This is a genomic window from Microbulbifer mixtoriginis (SeqCode) (assembly GCF_052467945.1).
In genome coordinates, this window is record NZ_CP174328.1 from 132,939 (window position 1) to 154,641 (window position 21,703).

At 52.3% G+C, this 21,703-nt stretch carries 20 protein-coding genes and 1 pseudogene; 15 read left to right on the forward strand and 6 right to left on the reverse strand.

All coding sequences use genetic code 11. From position 1 onward, the window contains the following. Positions 1-88: 88 nt before the first annotated feature. Positions 89-1,189, reverse strand: a complete 1,101-nt coding sequence (locus ACJJIJ_RS00605; protein WP_444938375.1) for an NAD(P)/FAD-dependent oxidoreductase — start codon at positions 1,187-1,189, stop codon at positions 89-91. A gap of 208 nt (positions 1,190-1,397) precedes the next feature. Between ACJJIJ_RS00605 and nadA the strand changes: the two genes are divergently transcribed. Next, positions 1,398-2,450, forward strand: a complete 1,053-nt coding sequence (gene nadA, locus ACJJIJ_RS00610; RefSeq protein WP_252084632.1) for a quinolinate synthase NadA — start codon at positions 1,398-1,400, stop codon at positions 2,448-2,450. Positions 2,451-2,541: 91 nt separating this feature from the next. On the opposite strand, the gene ACJJIJ_RS00615 is transcribed toward nadA, so the two are convergent. Beyond that, complete coding sequence (locus tag ACJJIJ_RS00615) at positions 2,542-4,050, reverse strand: M48 family metalloprotease (protein WP_252084633.1); 1,509 nt, start codon at positions 4,048-4,050, stop codon at positions 2,542-2,544. 208 nt (positions 4,051-4,258) lie between these two features. On the opposite strand from ACJJIJ_RS00615, the gene ACJJIJ_RS00620 reads away from it, so the two are divergent. The 3 genes from ACJJIJ_RS00620 to ACJJIJ_RS00630 all read left to right on the forward strand — a co-directional run bounded on the left by ACJJIJ_RS00620 (position 4,259) and on the right by ACJJIJ_RS00630 (position 7,026). After that, entirely contained in the window at positions 4,259-4,537 is a 279-nt protein-coding gene (locus ACJJIJ_RS00620) for a sulfurtransferase TusA family protein (protein ID WP_444938376.1), read from the forward strand. Between the two features lie 20 nt (positions 4,538-4,557). Then, complete coding sequence (locus ACJJIJ_RS00625; protein WP_252085962.1) at positions 4,558-5,643, forward strand: AI-2E family transporter; 1,086 nt, start codon at positions 4,558-4,560, stop codon at positions 5,641-5,643. A 279-nt stretch (positions 5,644-5,922) separates the two neighbouring features. Then, positions 5,923-7,026, forward strand: a complete 1,104-nt coding sequence (locus ACJJIJ_RS00630) for a phosphoribosylaminoimidazolesuccinocarboxamide synthase (protein WP_444938377.1) — start codon at positions 5,923-5,925, stop codon at positions 7,024-7,026. A 172-nt stretch (positions 7,027-7,198) separates the two neighbouring features. Here ACJJIJ_RS00630 and ACJJIJ_RS00635 read toward each other — a convergent pair whose 3' ends face one another. After that, the gene (locus ACJJIJ_RS00635) at positions 7,199-7,660 is read right to left on the reverse strand and encodes a hypothetical protein (protein ID WP_444938378.1); all 462 of its coding nucleotides are present in this window, start codon (positions 7,658-7,660) and stop codon (positions 7,199-7,201) included. Continuing rightward, complete coding sequence (locus ACJJIJ_RS00640) at positions 7,660-8,097, reverse strand: T6SS effector amidase Tae4 family protein (protein ID WP_444891288.1); 438 nt, start codon at positions 8,095-8,097, stop codon at positions 7,660-7,662. Before ACJJIJ_RS00640 ends, ACJJIJ_RS00635 begins: the two co-directional genes overlap by 1 nt. Before the next feature lie 413 nt (positions 8,098-8,510). On the opposite strand from ACJJIJ_RS00640, the gene ACJJIJ_RS00645 reads away from it, so the two are divergent. The 3 genes and pseudogenes from ACJJIJ_RS00645 to ACJJIJ_RS00655 all read left to right on the forward strand — a co-directional run bounded on the left by ACJJIJ_RS00645 (position 8,511) and on the right by ACJJIJ_RS00655 (position 10,862). After that, positions 8,511-8,744, forward strand: a complete 234-nt coding sequence (locus ACJJIJ_RS00645) for a transposase (protein ID WP_444891287.1) — start codon at positions 8,511-8,513, stop codon at positions 8,742-8,744. 581 nt (positions 8,745-9,325) lie between these two features. Then, a pseudogene (locus tag ACJJIJ_RS00650) lies at positions 9,326-9,703 on the forward strand (phosphoribosylaminoimidazolesuccinocarboxamide synthase); the annotation flags it as partial. A 418-nt stretch (positions 9,704-10,121) separates the two neighbouring features. Further along, a complete protein-coding gene (locus tag ACJJIJ_RS00655) occupies positions 10,122-10,862 on the forward strand; it encodes a ribosome-inactivating family protein (RefSeq protein ID WP_444938379.1) in 741 nt (246 codons plus the stop codon). A 207-nt stretch (positions 10,863-11,069) separates the two neighbouring features. On the opposite strand, the gene ACJJIJ_RS00660 is transcribed toward ACJJIJ_RS00655, so the two are convergent. Further along, positions 11,070-11,267, reverse strand: coding sequence for a hypothetical protein (locus tag ACJJIJ_RS00660; RefSeq protein ID WP_444938380.1), 198 nt, complete (start codon positions 11,265-11,267; stop codon positions 11,070-11,072). A gap of 12 nt (positions 11,268-11,279) precedes the next feature. Between ACJJIJ_RS00660 and ACJJIJ_RS00665 the strand changes: the two genes are divergently transcribed. The 7 genes from ACJJIJ_RS00665 (at position 11,280) to ACJJIJ_RS00695 (ending at position 20,242) form a co-directional block, all read left to right on the forward strand. Next, complete coding sequence (locus ACJJIJ_RS00665; RefSeq protein ID WP_444938381.1) at positions 11,280-13,616, forward strand: marine proteobacterial sortase target protein; 2,337 nt, start codon at positions 11,280-11,282, stop codon at positions 13,614-13,616. Beyond that, positions 13,616-14,191, forward strand: coding sequence for a class GN sortase (locus tag ACJJIJ_RS00670; RefSeq protein WP_444939548.1), 576 nt, complete (start codon positions 13,616-13,618; stop codon positions 14,189-14,191). The genes ACJJIJ_RS00665 and ACJJIJ_RS00670 overlap by 1 nt, the downstream gene beginning before the upstream one ends. A 447-nt stretch (positions 14,192-14,638) precedes the next feature. Beyond that, positions 14,639-17,308, forward strand: a complete 2,670-nt coding sequence (gene aceE / locus ACJJIJ_RS00675; protein ID WP_252084639.1) for a pyruvate dehydrogenase (acetyl-transferring), homodimeric type — start codon at positions 14,639-14,641, stop codon at positions 17,306-17,308. Positions 17,309-17,325: 17 nt separating this feature from the next. Further along, complete coding sequence (gene aceF / locus ACJJIJ_RS00680) at positions 17,326-18,966, forward strand: dihydrolipoyllysine-residue acetyltransferase (protein ID WP_444938382.1); 1,641 nt, start codon at positions 17,326-17,328, stop codon at positions 18,964-18,966. 319 nt (positions 18,967-19,285) lie between these two features. Continuing rightward, entirely contained in the window at positions 19,286-19,555 is a 270-nt protein-coding gene (locus ACJJIJ_RS00685; protein WP_444883824.1) for a hypothetical protein, read from the forward strand. A 113-nt stretch (positions 19,556-19,668) separates the two neighbouring features. Beyond that, positions 19,669-19,965 (forward strand): hypothetical protein, encoded by a 297-nt coding sequence (locus tag ACJJIJ_RS00690; protein WP_444938383.1) that lies wholly within the window; start codon positions 19,669-19,671, stop codon positions 19,963-19,965. Then, positions 19,955-20,242, forward strand: a complete 288-nt coding sequence (locus tag ACJJIJ_RS00695; RefSeq protein WP_252084643.1) for a hypothetical protein — start codon at positions 19,955-19,957, stop codon at positions 20,240-20,242. The genes ACJJIJ_RS00690 and ACJJIJ_RS00695 overlap by 11 nt, the downstream gene beginning before the upstream one ends. Positions 20,243-20,310: 68 nt before the next feature. Here the strand turns inward: ACJJIJ_RS00695 and ACJJIJ_RS00700 are convergent, their stop codons facing one another. Beyond that, the gene (locus tag ACJJIJ_RS00700) at positions 20,311-21,093 is read right to left on the reverse strand and encodes a glycosyltransferase domain-containing protein (protein WP_444938384.1); all 783 of its coding nucleotides are present in this window, start codon (positions 21,091-21,093) and stop codon (positions 20,311-20,313) included. Positions 21,094-21,291: 198 nt separating this feature from the next. On the opposite strand from ACJJIJ_RS00700, the gene ACJJIJ_RS00705 reads away from it, so the two are divergent. Then, entirely contained in the window at positions 21,292-21,672 is a 381-nt protein-coding gene (locus ACJJIJ_RS00705; protein WP_252084645.1) for a hypothetical protein, read from the forward strand. Positions 21,673-21,703 lie beyond the last annotated feature (31 nt).

Below are 21,703 nucleotides of genomic sequence, written 5' to 3' on the forward strand. Positions count from 1 at the left end.
CTCTGTGAATATTGGTTTGCTCGCGCCTGAAAATTCTCTACTTGGCTGAGCCTTTAAGACATTTGTTGGTCTCTACAGAGAGCAGTTTTTAGCGGCAAATACAGTCTGCTGCCATCTCCCCTAAATTTAAGCAACTGGTAAGGCCGGGTGACTCAATGCCGAAAAAGGCTACTAGTTGTGGTTCTTGACTTTCGCCCCAGTGGAATACTTTGAAGTCCCGGGTTGGGCCGCCTTTTGCCGTGAGCTTTGGGCGAATGCCAGCGTAATCTGGCTTTAGGCTTTCTGCGGGGAGCTCGGGCCAATAAAGGCGAACACTTTTATAAAACCTTTCCCCTCGTTTTTTATCCACCGTGTAATCAATTTTTTCTACCCACTCAACGTCGGGTCCAAAGCGGGCATAGCCCTCCAAATCCAGTGTGAGATGAGTGCCCAGTCCGCCGGGTTCTGGCAGGGGGTAGATCAGGTGGGAAAAAGGGGGTTTGTGGTCGAGAGAAAAATAATTCCCCTTTGCCAGGAATTGGTTTGGGACTAGTTGTCGAATACTTTTGTCGTTGATTTTGCAGAGCAATTGGTGGCTGTGTAGCCCTGCGGCTACGATCAAATTCTTGGTACCGAGTTGATAGCCATCTCTCATGGTGAGTTGGTAGTGGTCACTTTCCCGCGATAGTTTTTTTACCGCTGTGTCCAGTACCACCTGGCCACCTCTTGCTTCCAGGGCGCCCTGCAGTGCCAACAGCAGGGCATGGCTGTCGAAGATGCCTGTGGTAGGTGAATAAATTGCACTGTGACACTGCAGCTGGGGTTCCATTGCCTTGGCTTCTCTTGCGCTCAGCAGTTGTAAATTGCCGGCGCCATTCTTATCTCCTTGGGCTTTCAAGGCTTTGAGTTGGGGGAGTTGGGCTTCGCTGGTAGCCAGGATTAATTTGCCGATGGCTTTGTGTGGGACCGCATGCTCGCGGCAAAAACGATACAGCTTGGCTTTGCCCGCGACACAGGCTTTAGCCTTTAAGCTGCTGCTTGGGTAGTAAATGCCGGCGTGGATCACCTCGCTGCTACGGGCGCTAATCTCTGTGCCAATATTGGTGTGTTGTTCCAGAACCAGCACATCCTGCCCTCTAATGGCCAGGGCATAGGCACTGGCGAGACCAATGGCTCCAGCACCAATCACAATGTTTTCAACCTGCTCCATTTTAGGGGCTCCCCATTAATAGGAAGGCTTTTTTGCCTGGATGTGGGCGTGCAAAACTGCTTCTCTGTTCTCTTGGGCTCTGCAGCCCAGGCCTGGGGCGTAACTTATCTTGCGGTGCTGTCGAATTACCAGTTGTTGATACTTTAGGTGCGCTGATATGGCGTCGCAATGCGTTATACTGCGCGTTTTTCGCTGGTGGTAGTTAGCCATGACCCAAAAGTCCGTTGTTGCAGAAACGGTAGATTCCCTCTCCCTGGTGCAGGCGCACTTGGCGGAGCCGGTTGTGTCTCAGTACAGTGAGGAGGAGTTGCAAGCCTGGCGCGAGCGTATCAAGCGTCTGCTTAAAGAGCAGAATGCCGTGTTAGTGGCTCACTATTACACAGACCCATTAATCCAGGCTTTGGCCGAAGAGACTGGTGGCTGTGTATCTGACTCTCTGGAGATGGCCCGCTTTGGTGCCAAGCATAGCGCCGATACCCTGGTGGTGGCCGGTGTGAAGTTTATGGGCGAGACCGCCAAGATCCTGACGCCGAATAAGCGTGTGTTAATGCCCACCCTAGAGGCTACCTGCTCCCTGGATTTAGGCTGCCCCCCGGATGAGTTTTCCGAGTTCTGTGATCAGCATTCGGATCGAACGGTCGTTGTCTATGCCAATACCTCTGCGGCGGTGAAGGCGAGAGCGGACTGGGTGGTTACCTCCAGTATCGCCTTGGATGTAGTGGACCATTTGGATGCCAACGGTGAAAAAATCCTGTGGGCCCCGGATAAGCATCTCGGTGGCTATGTGCAGCGTGAAACCGGTGCGGATGTTCTGCTTTGGGATGGCTCCTGTATTGTGCACGAGGAGTTCAAGGCGAAAGGTGTGGAGGACCTGAAGGCGCTCTACCCGGATGCCGTAGTGTTGGTGCACCCGGAATCCCCTGCCTCGGTGGTTGCACTGGCGGATGTGGTGGGTTCCACCTCGCAGATAATCAATGCAGCCAAGACCCGCCCAGAGAAGCGCTTTATCGTGGCGACCGACCAGGGCATCTTCTACAAGATGCAGCAGGAGTGCCCGGATAAAGAGTTGATGGTTGCCCCTACTGCTGGAGCTGGCGCCACCTGCCGCAGCTGTGCGAACTGTCCTTGGATGGCGATGAACTCCCTGGAGAATTTGTGTGGGGTGTTGGAGCGCGGTGATAACGAGATCTTTGTAGATGCGGAGCTGGGCCGTAAGGCGATGATCCCGCTGCAGAGAATGCTGGATTTCCGCAAGGGTTAAAGGCGCCTAGCGGGCTCCAGTGCCAATAAAAAAGAGCGGCTAGAGGCCGCTCTTTTTGTTTGTGCTTTGTTTGTATTGTTAATGGGTGAGGTTAAAGCTCCTTGGCTTTTTCCTGCATCTTGATGACGTCTTTAAGGCGCTGTTTCAGGATGGCATTGGTTTGATAGTCGTCTTTGGTCATGCGAATGCCGTGGCGCAGGTGCTGCAGGGCCTTATCGAAAACACCGATCAAAATATAGTATTCGGCTCGTGCCTCGTGCACCCCGACGATATCCCCGGCCAAGCCATGGGTCTCGGCCAATAGGTACCATACGGCGGGGTCTTTCTTGCGCACCCGGCTGTATTTGGCCAGCATGCGCTCTGCCGCCAGATAGTTGCCCGCTTTAAAATGAGCGTTGGCGAGCCCCATCACCAGGGCGTGGTCGCCGGGGTTGCGGTCCAGTGCCTGCTGTAAGCGCTGGGTGGCGCCTGAATAGTCTTGGCGCACTAGGTCAATATCTGCGCGCGCCAGGACAAAAGCGGCTTTGGAGGGCTCCTTATCGAGGAGCGGCTGCAGGGTGTCCAGAGCGGAATCCGGCCTTCCTGCGGCGATTTGTGCCAATGCCAGGCCGTAGCGGGCGGCATCTTCGTTGTCATGGATACCATTAAGCTCGGCTTGGAAGCGTTTAACGGCCTGCTGTGGCGTGGCTTCAGTGGCCAGTCGGATTCGCGCGCGCATCATATGGTAGTCGCGGCTATCGCTGGGTTCGACATCCTCCATGCGCTGGGAGCGCAGCTTGGCGTCGGCGATACGCTTCTCTGTTACTGGGTGGGTCAGCAGGAACTCTGGTGGACGGCGGTAATAGCGGGTGGCTTTGAGCATCTGCTCGAACATCTCGCCGGCGGCATCTGGATCGCGGCCGGATCTTGCCAAGGTTTCGATACCGACCCGATCGGCCTCCTGTTCATTCTTGCGGCTAAAGCGCAGCTGACTGTCGAGCGCTGCGGCCTGAGTTGCGGTTATGGCGGCGAGGCCCGCTTCGCCACCGGCGGTGGCGGCGAGTACCAGGGCGCCGAGCATGCCGGCCAGGGTGGGCAGGGTGTTGTTGCGCTGGGCTTCGAGGGAGCGGGCGTAGTGGCGCTGGCTGAGGTGGCCCAGTTCGTGGGCGACCACCGAAGCAAACTGATCTTCGTTTTTCGCAAATAGGAAGAGACCGGTGTGAATACCCATAATGCCACCGGGTACCGCAAATGCGTTCATGGTTTCATTATTTACCACGACCACATCAATATTCTTGTCCTCCAGGGGGCTGTATTCGGCCAGGCCCTTAACGGTTTTTTCGACGTACTGCTGCAGCAGTGCATCGGAGGAAGTCTTAACCTGGCTGCGAAATATACGTAGCCACATTTGCCCCAGTTCTTTCTCGCGCTGGGGGGATACCAGGCCGCTGGTGCTGTCTCCAAGTTCCGGCAGGCGGATTCCCTCAGAGTCAGCGGTGGCTGCAATGGGAGTGCTGCCGAGCAACAGGCCTAAGCCGAGTGCCTTTAGGGTATTGCGCAATCGCAGTGAGAGAGGCGCTTTGTTTGATCGACGAGGCAGGCTTTTTTGGGGATCAGTCATTTTGATTACTGCTCGGTCTGTCCATGAAGGATCTATAGTCCAACTCTATACGCAACCCCGTTGAACTGTCGAGGATTAGACAGGGTGGGGCGGTAAAGGTTCTGGCCGGCGCCAGCGGGAAGGTTAAAAAGGGTTAAGCATTGTCGGTAACTGGCGCAGATTACGCGTTATAATCCGCGGCTCTGTAAAGCTTGTGACCAGATAGCCAATGGCCGTGCCCCCTTCCGATACCGTTGATAAAAACCCTGTGCCGGACTGGTATGCGGCGGTAACGGTGGACGCCCGCCAGTTGCCCTGCCCCCAGCCTCTGCTGGCTATGCGCAGGGCCCTGCGCCAATACGAGGCGGGGACCTTACTGTGTGTGATGGCTACCGATGAGGGTTCCTGGCGCGATTTTCACAGCTTTGCCGCACTGAGTGGCAGGCCCCTGCTGCGCGCCGAGAGGCGTGATAATACCTTTCTATATTGGCTGTACGCTGGCAAATGAAGAATCAATCCCGAGAGTCTATGTTGTCGATTGTTAAAGGCTGGGTGAACCGCTACTTCAGTCAGGAAGAAGTGGTGTTGCTCGTGCTGCTGCTCACCGTAGCGCTGGTGGTACTGGCCACGCTCGGCGGTGTGCTGGCGCCTGTGCTTACGGCCCTGGTAATCGCCTTCCTGATGCAGGGCATGGTGCAAAAGTTGAAGTCCTGGCGGGTGCCCCATTGGCTCGCGGTAACACTTTCCTGCCTGGTATTGGTGGGCACTATCGTGGGCCTGCTATTTGTGGTGCTACCGATTATTTGGCGCCAGCTGGTGCGCCTCGGTGCGGAGTTACCGAATATGGTGCAGCGCGGCCAGGAGCTGTTGTTGCTACTGCCGGAGCGCTACCCGCGCCTGATTTCTGCGGCGCAGATCGACGAGGTTTTTAATACCCTCGGCAAAGAGCTGGGTGGCATGGGGCAGACCCTGCTGGCTTTCTCTCTCACCAACCTGCCCATTTTTGCCGGCCTGCTGATTTATGTGGTGGTGGTGCCGATCCTGGTGTTTTTCTTCCTGAAGGACTCCGACCAGCTGATCCGCTGGTGTACCTCTTTCCTGCCAAAGCAACGCCCCATGCTGCATCAGATCTGGCACGAGATGAACGATCAGGTGGCCAACTATGTGCGCGGCAAAGTGGTGGAGATCGGCATAGTGGCGGCGGTGAGCTATGCCGCCTTCCTGTTGCTGGGGGTCAATTACGCCCTGCTGCTGGCGGTGGCGGTGGGCCTGAGTGTATTGATTCCCTATATCGGCGCGGCGGTGGTGACCATCCCGGTGGCGGCCATTGGCCTGTTCCAGTGGGGTTGGAGCAATGAGTTTTTCTACCTGATTATGACCTACGGCATTATCCAGCTGCTCGATGGCAATGTGCTGGTGCCACTGCTGTTTTCCGAGGCTGTCAATCTGCACCCGGTGGCAATTATCCTGGCGGTATTGTTTTTCGGCGGTATCTGGGGCTTCTGGGGCGTCTTCTTCGCTATTCCGCTGGCGACCCTGCTTAAGGCCATTATGAGTGCCTGGCCCACCAGCGAGCACCAGGCCGAGTGGGAGGCCAAGCGTATATCGGAGTAATGCTAGCGGGCCCAGTGGGGAACCTCTGGGCCATTGTTATTTCGCAATACCTGGCCCGCCCTATAGAGCTTTAAGAGCGGGTCACACTCTGCGTTGCGACTTATTGAAACGTCTAGGCACTCCTGCGCAGCCGAGCCCTGCCTGTAACCGGCCTGAAAGCCAGAGGCATCACGGAATTGTTCAGGGGCTCTCTGCCAACTTCTTTTCTTTGTATCGACGCGGGCCATTGCTAGAATGCCGCGCTTTCTTTTATTTGCTCCTTTGAATAGGTGAGAGCCCATGAGCCTGGCTGACAAAGTTCTAGCGGTCAATAATGACCTGCCGATCCGTACCGACAAGCCTGTCCACAGCGGCAAGGTCCGTTCCGTTTACTGGCTGAGCGAAGAAGATAGCCGCCGCCTGATTGAGGAAAAAGGCTACCCGGTTTCCCCGGATACCCCTCTCGCGGTAATGGTGATTTCTGACCGCATTTCCGCATTCGACTGCATCTGGACCGGCGAGGGCGGCATGCGCGGTGTACCCGGCAAGGGTGCGGCATTGAACGCGATTTCCAACCACTGGTTTAAGCGGTTTAAAGAGCAGGGTCTGGCCGACAGCCATATTCTGGATATCCCGCATCCGCTGGTGTGGATCGTACAGAAGGCGCGTCCGGTGATGATCGAAGCTATCGCCCGCCAGTACATTACCGGCTCTATGTGGCGCTCTTACCAAAAGGGCGAGCGCGAGTTCTGCGGCATTGAAATTCCCGATGGCCTGCAGAAAGACCAGAAGCTGCCAGAATTGCTGATTACCCCCTCCAGCAAAGGTATTCTCAAGGGCATCCCCGGCGTGCCGGAAGCAGATGACGTCAATGTCACCCGCAAGAATATCGAAGATAATTTCGCGGCCTTCGGCTTCCGCAGTGCGGGCGATATCGATCTGTACGAGAAGTTACTGAAAGAAGGTTTCGATTTGATCTCCGCCGAGCTGGAAAAACTCGACCAGGTCTTTGTCGATACCAAGTTTGAATTCGGCTATGTCACCGATGCCAATGGTGCAGAAAAGCTGATCTATATGGACGAAGTGGGTACCCCGGACTCCTCCCGTATCTGGGACGGCGAACAGTATCGCGCGGGCAAGGTTGTAGAAAAATCCAAAGAGGGTTTCCGCCAGGCCCTGCTCAATCACTTCCCCGATGCCGATATCCTGCTAAACAAAGACCGCATGGATGAGCGCCTGGCTCTGGCTCGAGACAATGAGCTGCCAGAATCTATGCTGATGGATCTCTCTAATACTTATGTTGGTATTGCTGAGAAGATTATTGGTACGAAATTGGAGATATCCGATAATCCCAAAGCGGAATTGCTTGAAGTATTGCGTAAGGATTATGGTCTGGTCGACTGATATCAGATTGATTGAGAAAAAACCGGCGTTTACGCCGGTTTTTTTGTGCCCAATACTGGCTGAGGATAGAGTGCAATTAGAAAAATGTCAGTATTACAGGCTAAGCAGAGTACTCACTAAAAATGATGAGGCCGGGGAAAACCTGAATTCTAATTTAAAGATCTTCTTGTCTCTAATGAGCTAGGTACCAAAAATCTTTTTCATCTGCTCCCTTGTCTTTGCACACCAGTCCACCCTTAAGCGTTTTTCCAGCTACTACCTCTCCTGATTCCTTAAATAGAATACCTTGTCGATTTTCCCCACATATAGTTTCCTCCCTAATTCCCCATCTTTCTCTCTTTTCTTGGGGGGCTGGTGAGCCGACTACCATTATTACAGATAAAATGTCGTTATCAGGGTAGGAAAAGGATTGAGGTTCTTGAGTTCCTTGGCGTAAAAAAAAGCAAGGTGGTGCAATATCAAGAGCCTTGGAGCTGAAAAGTTCTTTATCTTTAATGTGTAATATACATATACCTTTGTCAGTTTCTAAGATTAAAGAATGACCTTCAATTTCTGCTCGATCTGTAACTTTTTTATCGCTTGCATTGCAAGCTGCGGTCAGAAGCGTAATAAGGATGAAAGTTAAATTTCGCATTAATCGAGTTCCCAGAACCAAACCCTTTCGCCTAGGCCGAAATAATAAGGAGATCCACCCTTCATCTCATTATCGATCCAGATATCAATATGATCGGTAGACCCCCAGCCATTCATAATAAAAACAATCCCCTTTTTTCCAATAAAATTGGCTGAGGTGGCTTTCGTATAAGTTTTTTGGCTCCCAAATAACTTCGTATTGGCTTTCATCCAGTAAGCCATCTCTTCGGCGGAGAGGATGTGTTTGGGGTTGTGGTTTAATCCCTTATAGCATCTTCGATTTGGGTACATCTTATCGAATGAGCTGGTATCAACTCCTGACTTTTCAAGGGCTACCCCCATCCTTATTGCGCACTGATTTCCAAAGTGTTCTGTGCTGCATGGGTAGTCTGGGTAGGGGTGATTATCCCATATTTTCTGTGCTTTTAATCTGGTCATATTAATACTCCGTTATTAATTATCTGACACTGGCTTGTTGCTTTAGGTTGCTAGATTATATAAGTGAAAACAGGGGGGGTGAATAATTAATGGATAATAGATGATTACAGCTTATATCAAATGAATTATAGTGATTTCGTATTCAAATTATATTGAATATTTTGGGTGGCGAAGTAGATTATAGCTTTATTTTTAATTCATTTGCTTTATGTATCATTTGCCTTCAGTGGAAATGTAAACTCTAACTGCTGCTGATATAGAATTTGGTGCTGGCAACCAGCCCTTGATGTTAGTTTTTCATGCTTGAGATGGTGGTATGTTGAATAAGTGTTCTCTTGGCGTTTAAGAACATCTACTAATCTACTAGAAGCTGTTTCATAACTTGAAATCGGTTATTCTTGTGGCTTCATGGAATGATAAGACCAGCAAGTGTGAGCAGAATTAAGTCAGAATCAACCGACACCCAATGGGAATTGATTGAGCCTTGCCTTCCCAAGCTAAAATGTGGAAAAAGTGGCCCTAAACCCATTGATAACCGTGCATGTTTTGAAGGTGTCTTATGGATTTTGTGTTCAGGGGTACGATGGAAGGGGCTGCCTCTATCCTACACATCGCTGAGTATTTGGTGGAGAGGGCTCCATTTTTGAGAAGAACAAGGCACTTGGTTGGAGGTTTGGCGAAAACTATCTCGGATAGCTCGATCAAAGATCCCTTCTTAACTGGGAAGAATTTTTCTCGGATGGCAGCTTTTCTCCAGTAAAAAAGGGGAGCAGAAGTCAGAAAAACTAAGCAGGGCAAGGGTACAAAGTGGGTGGTGGTGGTCGATGGCGGGGGTATTCCATTGAGAAGCACCGTTACTTTGGCCTTACTAGCAGAAGTAAATTTATAGCAGCCACCACTTAATATTACCTTTGAAAATACAAAAATTTGACGTCTAGTGTATGAAAAATATACGGATTCTGACCCGTCACGCTATACTTTTGTCCACCGTGAAATTGATCTGATTTGCTCTCGCCGTAAGAATAGAAGAAACTTCGCAACAAGATGGCAGAAAGCTTAGAAGATATGTGTGACGCTGGAAAGCTGAGAGAGCTTTTGTATGGCGCGGGAGCTATCATCGCTTGGTAGTCAGGTGAGGCCGCTATTTATCTTCTTGCAGAGCTTTTTTCTATATTTCCTGGATATTGATTACTTTAAAAAATTATGAAATGTCTTTTAGGCATCCTAAGAGTTCGGCTATGTCACCGATGCCAATGGTAAAGAAAAGCTGATCTATATGGACGAAGTGGGTACCCCTGACTCCTCCCGTATCTGGGACGGCGAACAGTATCGCGCGGGCAAGGTTGTGGAAAAATCCAAAGAGGGTTTCCGCCAGGCCCTGCTCAATCACTTCCCCGATGCCGATATCCCGCTAAACAAAGACCGCATGGATGAGCGCCTGGCACTGGCTCGCGACAACGAGCTGCCGGAATCCATGCTGATGGATCTCTCTAATACTTATATTGGTATTGCTGAGAAGATTATTGGTAAGAAATTGGAGATATCCGATAATCCCAAAGCGGAATTGCTTGAAGTATTGCGTAAGGATTATGGTCTGGTCGACTGATATCAGATTGATTGATAAAAAAACCGGCGCTTGCGCCGGTTTTTTTGTGCTTGTTTTTGGGGTGGAAGGTGGTGTTTGAATATCTTGGGAGGTTACCTTTAGATTAATAAAATAGTTGGGTGTGATTAGTTTGAAAAAATTCGCACATAAATATGTCAAAAAATGTCTGGGTTGTGAATGCTGGCTTTCATCTTTTAATGCTGAATTTCTAGATTTTCAATTTCATGTGTTATATCAGGAGGAGTTGCTATTTCACTGTGGTTGGTGTGACCTTCTTGAAGTTATTAAGGGTTTTATAAATTTCATAGAGAGGGTTTGCACATTTGTTGTGATTTGTATTTGTTTGTAATTAAAATTACCAGATTTGATGGGGCTGTTTTGATAGGATTCTCTTAATTTAATACTGTTAGAGGTGGTTATGCCTGCTGTACATGAGTTATGGTTTACTAAGGAGCGTTATCTTGCCGATATAAGGCGTTATGCATTCTTGTTTAGGAATAAGTCCTTTAGGGCGGGGGAGGGAAGGGTATATTTTGATTTCGTGTACAGTTTTGATTTGAGATTGAGGCTGCATATGCGAATGAAGGATTTATATCTAATCGCCTTTGAAAACAATAAGAATGAGGTGTTTTATACGGGAGATTGTGGGCTCCCTAAAGATAATAATAGATTTATTTTTGTTGATAAGGGGGACTATAGGTCATTACAATTTGTAGATGATGAATCTAAAGAAAATGACCTTAAGCTTAGCTGGCAGAAAATAGAAGGGAATATATATACTCTGCATAAGCATAGAGATGGCGGGAAGCTTAAGGAGGTTTGGAAAGCTTTTGCATCAATGTGTGTTGTGGTTAGTGAGGCAATTCGGTTTAATAAATTGATTGGTGAGGATCTGATATATACTAAAGTTCTTAATTACCAAGATGTTACTCCCGCTGAGATTCTAGAGGTTGCTCAGGATTGGGCGAGTAGAAGTAAAGGAAAGCATCCAAATGGGGTAACATGCTCGAATGTAAAGAACTTGAATTATTTTAATAATGGAGTTGGATTTAGGTGGGATGGGCCATCTATACCTAATCCCTCTAGTCAAAGCGATAGGCTTAGAGAGGTTCCAGAATTTTGGGTAAACCCTCCCTTTAATATTGAAAACAACAGCTAAGATCAGGGGCAGCTCTAGAGGAGCTCTACTTTCTGTCTCGGCTTTAAAGTAGGGCGCTTTAGCTATTTTTTCTTTGGCTTTAACATCTTATTTTTGGGTTGGCCGAATTGTTCTCTAAATATATTGTTGGGCTGAATAGTAATATTTCTAATGGGGATATTTTAAAGGGTATTTATAGTTACTTGGTGTGATGCTTAAAATTTTTTCTTATGTAATTTTTTCAGGTGTTTGTTGTTTGTGAGTATAACTTGATCCTCCATCACAATTCGCCATAATTCCTCCCTTTTCCCGCCCGCTTTCCTGCCGCCTTTCGCCCGCTTGCCCCTGTTTAATTACTTCAACATCCAATTTAAAAGTGGAGGGAAGTGAGTGAACAGGGTGATGTTGTTTGGGCAGCGGTTTCATAAAGACGATCTGATGTTGCCGACGGAGGAATATTACCGCCGCCGCCAGAAGAGCGGTGGTACCGGGCGCTGGTTGTTATTTGTTGTGGTGGTATTAGCGGTGGTCATTGCGGCAATCGGGGCCGAGGTCAGTGCCCAGGCGCTTGTCTCTGAAAATGATACGGCTACCGCTGAGCCGGTTACCCTGGACGATGTGCAAGCCGGGGATTTACTGTTCACTGGCGCGGAGCCGGGCCGCTATGTGCCCGCCGTGCACCTGCACAGTAGTGTCAAAATGGTGGTGCGTGGTCTGGTTGCGGAAGTGCAATTACAGCAGGCTTTTCAAAATACCAGCGATAGCTGGCAGGAGGCGGTTTACGCACTGCCATTGCCCGAGCATGCAGCGGTGGCTGGTCTCGAGATTCAATTGGGCGAGCGCCGTATTGTCGGCAAGGTGCGCGAGCGCAAACAGGCGGCAAAGATTTATAAGGCCGCGCGCGCGGCGGGTAAGCGCGCGGCTCTTTTAGAGCAGCAGCGCCCCAACCTGTTTACCAACAAAGTGGCCAATATTGCACCGGGAGAAACGGTGCAGGTGAATATTCGCTATCTACAGCCAGTAGTCTATGACAGTGGCGTCTTTTCATTGCGACTACCAACCACCCTGACTCCCCGTTATATCCCCGGTGAACCCATTCCCTCACAAGCTTTCGGTGGTACCGAACTGGAACTGGCCACTCAGAGCAGTGGCTGGGCGCTGCCCACTGATCAGGTACCGGATGCCGCAGCGATAACCCCGTTGATACAGCCGGCGGCAGAGTTGGAAGCGGCGGGCAGTCACAATATTGCCATTGAAGTAGAGCTGGAGGGCGGCTTGCCGCTGGTGAAAATCGGCAGTCCTTATCACGATATTGCCATCGATGAAAAAGCCGGAGAGCGCTACTCGATCCGTCTGCGCAAGGGCAGGGCAAAAATGGATCGGGACTTTCTTTTAAATTGGCAGCCGGAGCCCTCGGCCATGCCGCGTGCGGCGCTGTTTAGTGAGCATGTTGGTGAGAGTGACGCCGGTGTGCAGGCGGATGGTAGGGAAAGTGCGGATAAAAAATCCGGTACCTATTTGCAGCTAATGCTGCTGCCACCAGATGAGGGCACTCGTGCCCAGCGCCTGCCACGGGAAGTGGTTTACGTGATCGATACCTCCGGCTCCATGTCTGGCAACTCTATCCGTCAGGCCAAGGAGAGTCTTACCCTGGCGCTCTCGCGTCTAGATGGTAATGACCGTTTTAATGTAATCGAATTTAATAACAGCCCCCGCGCATTTTTCCCGCGCCCGCTGGCGGCGAGTGCGGAGAATATTCAGCGCGCACGCCGGGAGGTGGAACGCTTAAATGCCGATGGCGGCACCGAGATGGCTGCTGCGCTACGTTTAGCGCTGGGCCAGCAGTTGCCCGATAACAACAACCTGGTACACCAGGTGGTATTTATTACCGATGGTGCGGTGGGCAATGAACAGGCGCTGTTCGAGTTAATCCACCAACACCTGGGCGATGCGCGTTTATTTACGGTGGGTATTGGCTCGGCACCTAACAGCCATTTTATGCGTAAAGCTACCCAGTTTGGCCGCGGTTCTTTCGTCACTATCGGCGATCTTTCCGAGCTGCGCGGACGCATGCAGACCCTTTTCGCCAAGCTGGAAAACCCTATGGCCACCGATCTGCAGTTGAGCTGGCCCGAGGGTGTGGTGGCGGATGCCTATCCCAAGCGAATCCCCGATCTCTATCGCGGCGAGCCGTTGCAGCTGGTGGCCAGGGTGGAAGGGGAGTTGCTGCAGGGGGACATTCAGTTGCGTGGGCGTATGGCCGGTAAGCAGTTTGTGCGCAACCTGGCGCTGACACTGGAGCAGGCCCCCAGTAGCAAGGGCATCGGCAGTTTGTGGGCGCGCAGAAAAATGGAATCCCTGCGCGACCGCCAGACCCAGCTGGGTGAGGAGAGCGATGCGGGCCAGGCTCTGCGTGCACAGATTTTACAGCTCGCCCTGGATCATCAGCTCGCCAGCCCCTACACCAGCTTTGTCGCGGTTGAAGAAGAGCTGGTGCGCAAGCCCGAAGAAAAGCTCTCCCAAACTGCGCTCACCAACATGGTGCCTAGAGGGCAAGTGTTGCAGCGCCAGGCCTACCCCAGTACGGCCACAGGTGTTTATGCGCAGCTGTTTGCTGCCCTGAGCTTGCTCAGCCTGGCAGCATTGTTGCGCCGCGGCCGCTCAATGCGCGCCAATTTGATGGGGGCAATCCGCCGCCTGCTGCGTAAGGTGGTGCCGGATTTGCGTCGCTGTAACAGTGGTTTGGAGGCGCAGCTGGGGAGTACGCCGCAGTGATGCGCTTGCTGCTTTTTTCAGTGTGCCTGCTGGTGGGGTTGTGGCAGTTGGGCTCCGCCTCCTGGCTGCTGGCCAAGGCGCAGCTGGCCCAGTTGCTGATTGCCAGTGCCTGGGAGGAGCAGTTGCAGGGCGGGGTTCCGCAAAAGCCTTGGCCCTGGGCGGATACCCGGCCGGTGGCCAAACTCAAGCTGCAGGGCCAGCGTCCTTTTATTGTGCTGGCGGGAGGCAGTGGAGAATCCCTCGCCTTTGGTCCCGGCTTGCTTAATGGTTCCGGTAAGCCCGGTGATTTTCGCACCACGGTAATCGCTGCGCATCGGGATACGCACTTTGCCGGGCTGCAAACCCTGCGGCGTGGCAATGGCATTTACCTGCAGGGTGAAGACGGGCGCTGGCACACGTATCGGGTGACGGAGCTGCGCATCGTAAATAGTGCGCGCGAACGTCTGCCGGTTTTTGCCGAGCGCGGCCTGCTACTGGTGACCTGCTATCCCTTCGATGCTATGGAGGCGGGTGGTCCACTGCGCTACTTGGTCTACGCTGAATACCAATCTGGCGGGGAGCTGGTGCAGCTGTGACTGGCACCTTTATTTGAGACTCGATTTTGTAATTTGATTTCTCAAACTTTCCATAAAATATTCCGGTAAAACAGCAAAATGGCAAATAATTGTTTTGCCGTTTTGTTTTGTTTGTTACTAACCGTCCTATCTGGAAAATTTTTTGTAGTAATACTACAATCACTTCCGCTAATAACCGGGAATGGGGCTTTGTCCGCCACGTTAGAGTGGGGCCCGGAACAGATAATTACAGTCAAACTAAGCACTCGCGGCACAGACTGCGCCGCTTTTCCTCTCCGCCGCGATCGGGTGAAGATTCACACATTGCATTTCCGCCACCAACGGCGGTGAATTGGCGGAAGCCTGAAAAAAAGGAAGCATTTTTTTGCCTGCGCTGTAGTTTGCCCGCGTACCGATTTTTGAGAAATAGACCGACTCGACGTCGCCTAATTCGCCGAGGAGCATTTGATGCACGAAGATACCGATAACCTCGAAACGCAGGAATGGCTGGATGCGCTGCAGGCGGTTATCCGCTACAGCGGCAAAGAGCGCGCCGCCTTCCTTCTAAAGCAGCTGTCTGATCGCGCTACCGATGTCGGTGTGCAGCTACCCGCGGCTATCACTACCCCCTACCGCAATACCATTCCGCCCAATGCGGAAAAGCGCATGCCCGGCGACCTATTTATGGAGCGCCGTATTCGCTCCCTGATTCGCTGGAATGCCCTGGCGATGGTGGTGCGTGCCAACCAGAATAACGACCACCTCGGCGGTCATATCTCCAGCTTCTCCTCTGCCGCCACACTCTACGATGTGGGCTTCAACTACTTTTTCCGCGGCAATGAAGGTGAAGAGCGCGGCGACCTGATTTTCTTCCAGGGCCACAGTGCGCCGGGTATTTATGCCCGTTCTTACTTGGAAGGACGCTTCGATGAGGAGCAGCTGGATAACTTCCGCCGCGAAGTGAACGGCAACGGTCTCTCCTCTTATCCACACCCCTGGTTGATGCCGGATTACTGGCAGTTCCCCACAGTTTCCATGGGGCTGGGACCGATTCAGGCAATTTATCAAGCGCATATTATGCGCTACATGTCCGCCCGTGGTTTGTCACCGCGCGGTGACCGCAAGGTGTGGGCTTTCCTCGGCGACGGCGAATGTGATGAGCCGGAAACTCTGGGCGCCATTTCCCTGGCCGGCCGTGAGCAACTGGAAAACCTGGTGTTCGTGGTTAACTGTAACCTGCAGCGCCTGGATGGCCCGGTGCGCGGTAACGGTAAAATTGTGCAGGAGCTGGAAGGTGTATTCCGCGGTGCCGGCTGGAATGTCGTTAAGGTGCTCTGGGGCCGCCTGTGGGATCCGCTGCTGGAGAAAGACGACAAGGGGCTTCTGCAGAAAGTCATGGACGAAGTGGTCGATGGCGAGATGCAGAACTTCAAGGCCAACGGCGGCGCCTATACCCGCGAACACTTCTTCGGCAAGTACCCGGAGCTGCTGGAGCTGGTCAAGGATATGTCCGACGATGAGATTATGAAGCTCAATCGCGGCGGCCACGACCCCTATAAAGTCTACGCAGCTTACGCGGCAGCCATGGCCCATAAAGGCCAGCCCACTGTGATCCTGGCGCAAACAGTTAAAGGCTACGGCCTGGGCTCCGCCGGTGAAGCGGCGATGGATACCCACTCCGTGAAGAAGCTGGATCTGGATTCCCTCAAGCGCTTCCGCGACCGTTTTGCCATCCCGCTCACCGATAAAGAGCTGGAAGAAGTCCCTTACTACCGTCCGTCTCCGGATAGCCCGGAAATGAAATATATGGCGGAGCGCCGCAAGACCCTGGGCGGTCCGGTTCCCCGTCGCCCGATTGAGTGCCCAAAACTGGAAGTGCCCGGTCTCGATGCCTTCAGCGCGCTGACCAAAGGCTCCGGCGAGCGCGAAATTTCCACCACCATGGCATTTGTGCGCGCTATCGCCGCACTGGTGAAAGACAAGAATATCGGCAAGAACATCGCGCCGATTGTGCCCGATGAAGCCCGTACCTTCGGTATGGAAGGCCTGTTCCGCCAGCTGGGTATCTACTCTTCTGAAGGGCAGCGCTATACCCCGGTGGATCACGGCCAGATCATGTATTACAAGGAAGATAAGAAAGGCCAGGTGCTGGAGGAGGGCATCAACGAAGCCGGTGCCATGTCTGCCTGGATGGCGTTGGCTACGGCCTATAGCAACCACGGCGTGCCGATGGTGCCTTTCTATATCTACTACTCCATGTTCGGCTTCCAGCGTGTGGGCGATCTGGCCTGGGCCGCTGGCGATATGCAGGCGCGCGGCTTCCTGATTGGCGCCACCGCCGGTCGTACCACTTTGAATGGTGAGGGCCTGCAACACCAGGATGGTCACAGCCATGTACTGTCCTCCACTATCCCCAACTGTCGCAGCTACGATCCGGCTTACGGTTACGAGTTGGCTGTGGTTATGCAGCGGGGCCTCAAGGAGATGTATGAGGAGCAGAAGAATGTCTTCTATTACATCACCATCGAGAATGAAAATTACCTGCAACCGGAAATGCCCCAGGGCGTGGAAGAGGGCATTATTCGCGGTATCTACAAACTCCAGTCCAACGTTAAGAAAGGCGCCAAGGGCAAGACTGCCAAGAAGCATGTGCAGCTGATTGGTGGCGGTACTATCTTGCGCGAAGTGCTGGCAGCAGCGGATATCCTCGCCGACCAATTTGGCGTGACCTCCGATGTTTGGAGCCTCACCTCCGCGGTGGAAGCGGCTCGCGAAGGCCAGGATGTGGCGCGTTGGAATATGCTGCACCCAGAAGCCGAGTTGCGCAAAGCCTGGATCACCGAGCAGTTTGAGGGCAATACCTCACCGGTGATCGCTTCCACTGACTACATCCGTTCCTATGTGGAGCCCCTGCGTGAATTTATCGATGGGGACTTGACCACCCTGGGTACTGATGGTTTCGGCCGCAGTGACAGCCGTGAGCAGTTGCGTCGCTTCTTCGAGGTGGATCGCAACTATGTGGTGATTGCCGCTCTGAATGGATTGGCCAAGCAGGGTGTGATTGATGCGAAAGAAGTGTCCGAAGCGATCGTGAAGCTCAATATCGACGCCGAAAAAGTTAACCCGCGCATCAGCTAAGAGAAGGCAGAACTCCTATGGCAAAACAAGTCATTAAAGTGCCTGATCTCGGCGGTGCCGATCAGGTGGATGTGATTGAAATTACGGTTGCCGTCGGTGATACCGTCGCGCAAGAGGATTCTCTGATTGTGGTGGAGGGCGACAAGGCCTCCATGGATGTGCCGGCCCCGGTGGCCGGTAAAATCCTCAGCATCAGCGTAAAAGAGGGCGATAAGGTCTCTGAAGGCGATGTGATTGGCGAGATCGAAACCGATGTCGCGGAAGCACCGGCAGAGGCGCCCGCTGCAGCCCCCGCCCAGGAAGACGCTGCGCCGGCGGCAGAGCCTGTAGCTGAAGCCCCTGCGGCAGCAGCGAGCGGCGAGCCGAAAGAGGAAACGATCCAGATCCCGGACCTGGGCGGTGCCGATGCGGTTGATGTGATCGAGATCAGTGTGCAACCCGGTGATACCGTCGAAGAGGGTGATTCTCTGATTGTGGTGGAAGGCGATAAAGCCTCCATGGATGTCCCTTCCCCCAGCGCCGGTACTGTCGTTTCTATCGCCGTTAAAGAGGGCGATAAGGTTTCCACAGGCGATACCCTCGGTGTATTGAAAGTGGTTGCCGCAGGTGGTGCCGCCGCCCCGGCAGCTCAAGCCGCAGTCCCGGCAGCTGCTGCGCCTGTTGAGAGTGCTCCACAGCAGGCCCCTTTATCTGTTGAGCCGCCGGCAGTGCCGCAGAAAGATTACCAGCTGGAACGCAATCTCACTGCTGCAGCCCAGGTTTATGCCGGTCCCGCCGTACGCAAATTGGCCCGTGAGTTGGGTGTTACCTTGAACAAGGTGAAGCCCACTGGTCCGCGCAACCGGGTCTCCAAGGACGATTTACACAATTATATCCGCGAGCAGGTGAAGAAAGCCGAGAGCGGTGCGGTCGGCGGTGGAATTGGTATCGCCAAGATGCCGGATATCGACTTCAGCCAGTTTGGCCCGGTGAACGTGGAGCCGATGAGCAAGATCCACAAGATCACCGCAGCCAATATGTCGCGCAACTGGCTCAACGTGCCTCATGTCACCCAGTTTGATGATGCGGATATCACCGAGCTGGAAACCTTCCGCAAGTCTATGAAGGCTGAGGCGGAGAAGCGCGGTGTGAAACTCACGCCTGTGCCTTTCCTGCTGAAAGCGGTAGCCGCGGCCCTGCGCGCAGAGCCCAGCTTCAATGTGTCCCTGCACAACGATGGCGAGCAGATTGTGCGCAAGGACTATGTACATGTGGGTATGGCGGTGGATACGCCAAAAGGCTTGATGGTGCCGGTTATCCGCGATGTGGATAAAAAAGGCTTGTACGAGCTGGCGGCCGAGGCCACTGAAATGGCCCTGAAAGCCCGAGATGGCAAGCTGAAGCCCAACGAGATGCAGGGTGCCTGTTTCACCATCTCAAGCCTGGGTGCTATTGGCGGTACCGGATTTACCCCGATCGTCAATTCGCCAGAAGTGGGCATCCTCGGTGTTTCCAAGTTGGCGGTGAAGCCGGTGTGGAACGGCGAGGACTTCGAGCCGCGGCAGATGCTGCCTTTAGCGCTTTCTTACGACCACCGCGCGGTCAATGGTGGCGATGCCGGACGCTTTATGACCTACCTGGTGAGTGTGCTTGCGGATGTGCGGCGCCTGCTGCTATAGCCTATTCATAAGCTACAGCACAACCCTCAAAAAGCGGCCTATGGCCGCTTTTTTTATGGGGACCACTCAGCTGAAATTGGGCTTTTAAGAAGTTGTGAGTTCTTTCTGCTTTTTTTAGTCAGAACGGACTCGTAGGTGCCTTACTGGGAAGAAACTTTTAACCAGTTACCTACAAAAGTACCTAAAATGGCGCATAAAACTTTATAAAAATGAAATGCACGCAGAAATGACCTGGCGCCAACTGGCTGGATAATCCTCGCCGGCTAGACTTTTTTGAAAGACAGCTATCAGCGCAACACTGAAAGTGGAGTGTCGGATCATGAGGCCTTCAAGGAAATTCGCTCTGCCGCTTGTAGCGGCTCTGGCGGTGCAGGGTTGCTTATTCTTACCCGCAGAAGAAGTGGAAGGGGAAGATCCTTTCTTTTTCGAGGCTCAGGCTAGCGGGCAGGAAGGTGGCTTTGTCGAAGCCGACTCGATTGTTTCATCGCCTGCTCAGGCCTTGCCTGTTAATAATGAGTGTGAAGGGCATTGCACTCACCAGGTGTACGACTCCACCGCCTGGTTTTTCCCGGTTCTGAGGGTGTACTAAGCACCAAGCTGCGAGTCTGGGAAGGTAGTGCGCAAGGTTGTGGCTGCACCGTCCGATCATTTACCGAAGTACGCGAATTAGGTTTCGCGTGGTGCCGATACGGAGGCAAGCCCATGAAAAAATTTCCTATAGCCATTGCCGCGTTGTGTACCAGCTTGCTGTTTTCAGCTTGCGGTACCCCGGATACGCGCAACCAGGTGGTCTACCCAACCAGTGCGCCGATACCCCGCCATGCGGAATATCGCGCATATCCCTCTCAAGCAATGCCCGCAGCTCCCTCAACACGCAGGTCCAGTCATTCCAGTTGCCCCGGTGACTCTGAGGAATTGGCGCCCGGATCAATTTGTCCTGAGAGTGCCCGTTGCTTTGATATTTCCGGTGGAAGGCGTTGTATTTCCTATGAAGAGTAAAGTTTTACTGTCATTGATTGTGGCGCAGCTGCTCGGTGGCTGTGCCGATGGTTTTTGGCAGGATTTAAATGGCACCGCAATTTATTATTCCTATAAGCACAGCCCCGTTCCGCCCGATGAACTGACTGCATTCCCACGCTTTTGCCTGGTTTGTGATCCCTATATGGGTGACCTGGACAATTGCATTGCTGCGGGAGTGCCTTGCTATCAATTGGATACTGGCGACTGGTGTGCCGGGCCCTATTCACCATTTGAATTGAGTTACAGCTTCTATTGATGGATATTGCTCGTGACTTCTCCGGGTGAAGCAGGGGTGAAAATATAGAAAGTGGCAAAAGTGTTGAGTTACTTCAGCAGTGTTTTAATGCTTTCTTTTATCGAAGTTCCAATATAGTACTTTAAGCCGTTAAGTGTGCCCTTGATATTCACTTCCGGGTAGTAGTCATAGCCCAGCTTTTCCAGCAGGATATGCAGGTTTTTCTTGATACCAATGGCGAACCAGCTGCAGGGGAAGGAGATAATGCTGGGACTCTGCCCGTTGAGCAGGTAAATTTTTCCTCCCTGAATATGGCCCACTTGATTGAGCAGGTTGTAACTGGGATCGGCCATGTCAAAGTTATAAAATAACTTGGCCTCGTGATCTATATCCACCTGCTCACAAGTGTGATGCGCATAATAGCGCCGCAGTATTTTCTGGTCATCGCAGTAATTGGGATACATTCCGCGGGCTGCCTGGAATAGGTTTTGTAGTGCTTTGTTTTTTCCAATAAATATTCCCGTGGAAAAAACATGTTCGTTAGGAAAGAATTTTTTCTCAAAATACCCCTGAACACCATCGTGCCGGTAGTCATTGGAAAAAATAATATCCTTGCCAAAGGAGTGAAAGTTTTTTTCGAGCAGGCGTACTGACGGTAATATCAATGAGTCGAAACCGTCGAGATAGCAGATTATGTCCTCCTCAGGCAGCGTTTGAAAAAAAGGAAGCAAAATATCCATTTTGGATGAGAAGTCTTTCCAGGGGTGATCGCGCCCAAGAATGGTAAGTGATACGCCATTGCGTCTGGCGGATTCCTGGAGTACGGGAAACATTCTTTCCGAGTGGGTGGCAATGGTGGCGATATGCAACATTTTTTAGGAGAAACCCCTGCGCCTACAACTTTCTAAGCCGGCAAAGGTTTCTTTGCCACCTGTGAGAAGTCTAGCCGACCCTTTTATCTGAAGTGACAGGTCTGTACAACTCGGGGGCTGCTCTTGTCTCGATACGTCTATACATTACTTGGCGAGTGGCAGTGCTTGCCGGATTTCTTTTAATTAGACGAGCGTGTAATGAGAGGCGCCAGAAGAAGCTGGATAATCAATGTCTGCATCGCGATTGATCAGCTCGGTAATGCTATTGCCGGAGGTAATCCCGATGCCACTATCTCTGGTCGTTGCGGTTATTTTTCACGGGTGCAGGAGACACGTTTACGCCGTTATTGGCGGATTTTGGAATGGGTGATCAATTTTACCTTTATCCCCATCGATGGGCCGGATCATTGCTACCGGTCTTATCTGTGGGATCGCGCAGAAAAACATGAAGAGGGCAGTGACTTTATGCGTGTGCTGCTGGGGGTGATCGTAATTTTTTTCTGCATGCCTCTCTGTCTGTTTACCTGGCTTTATGTATTAGTTTTCCCCAGTGCCCGCTGGAAAAAAGAAGAGCCATAGAGCAAAAAAAAGCCCCCGAGCAGAGCGCAGC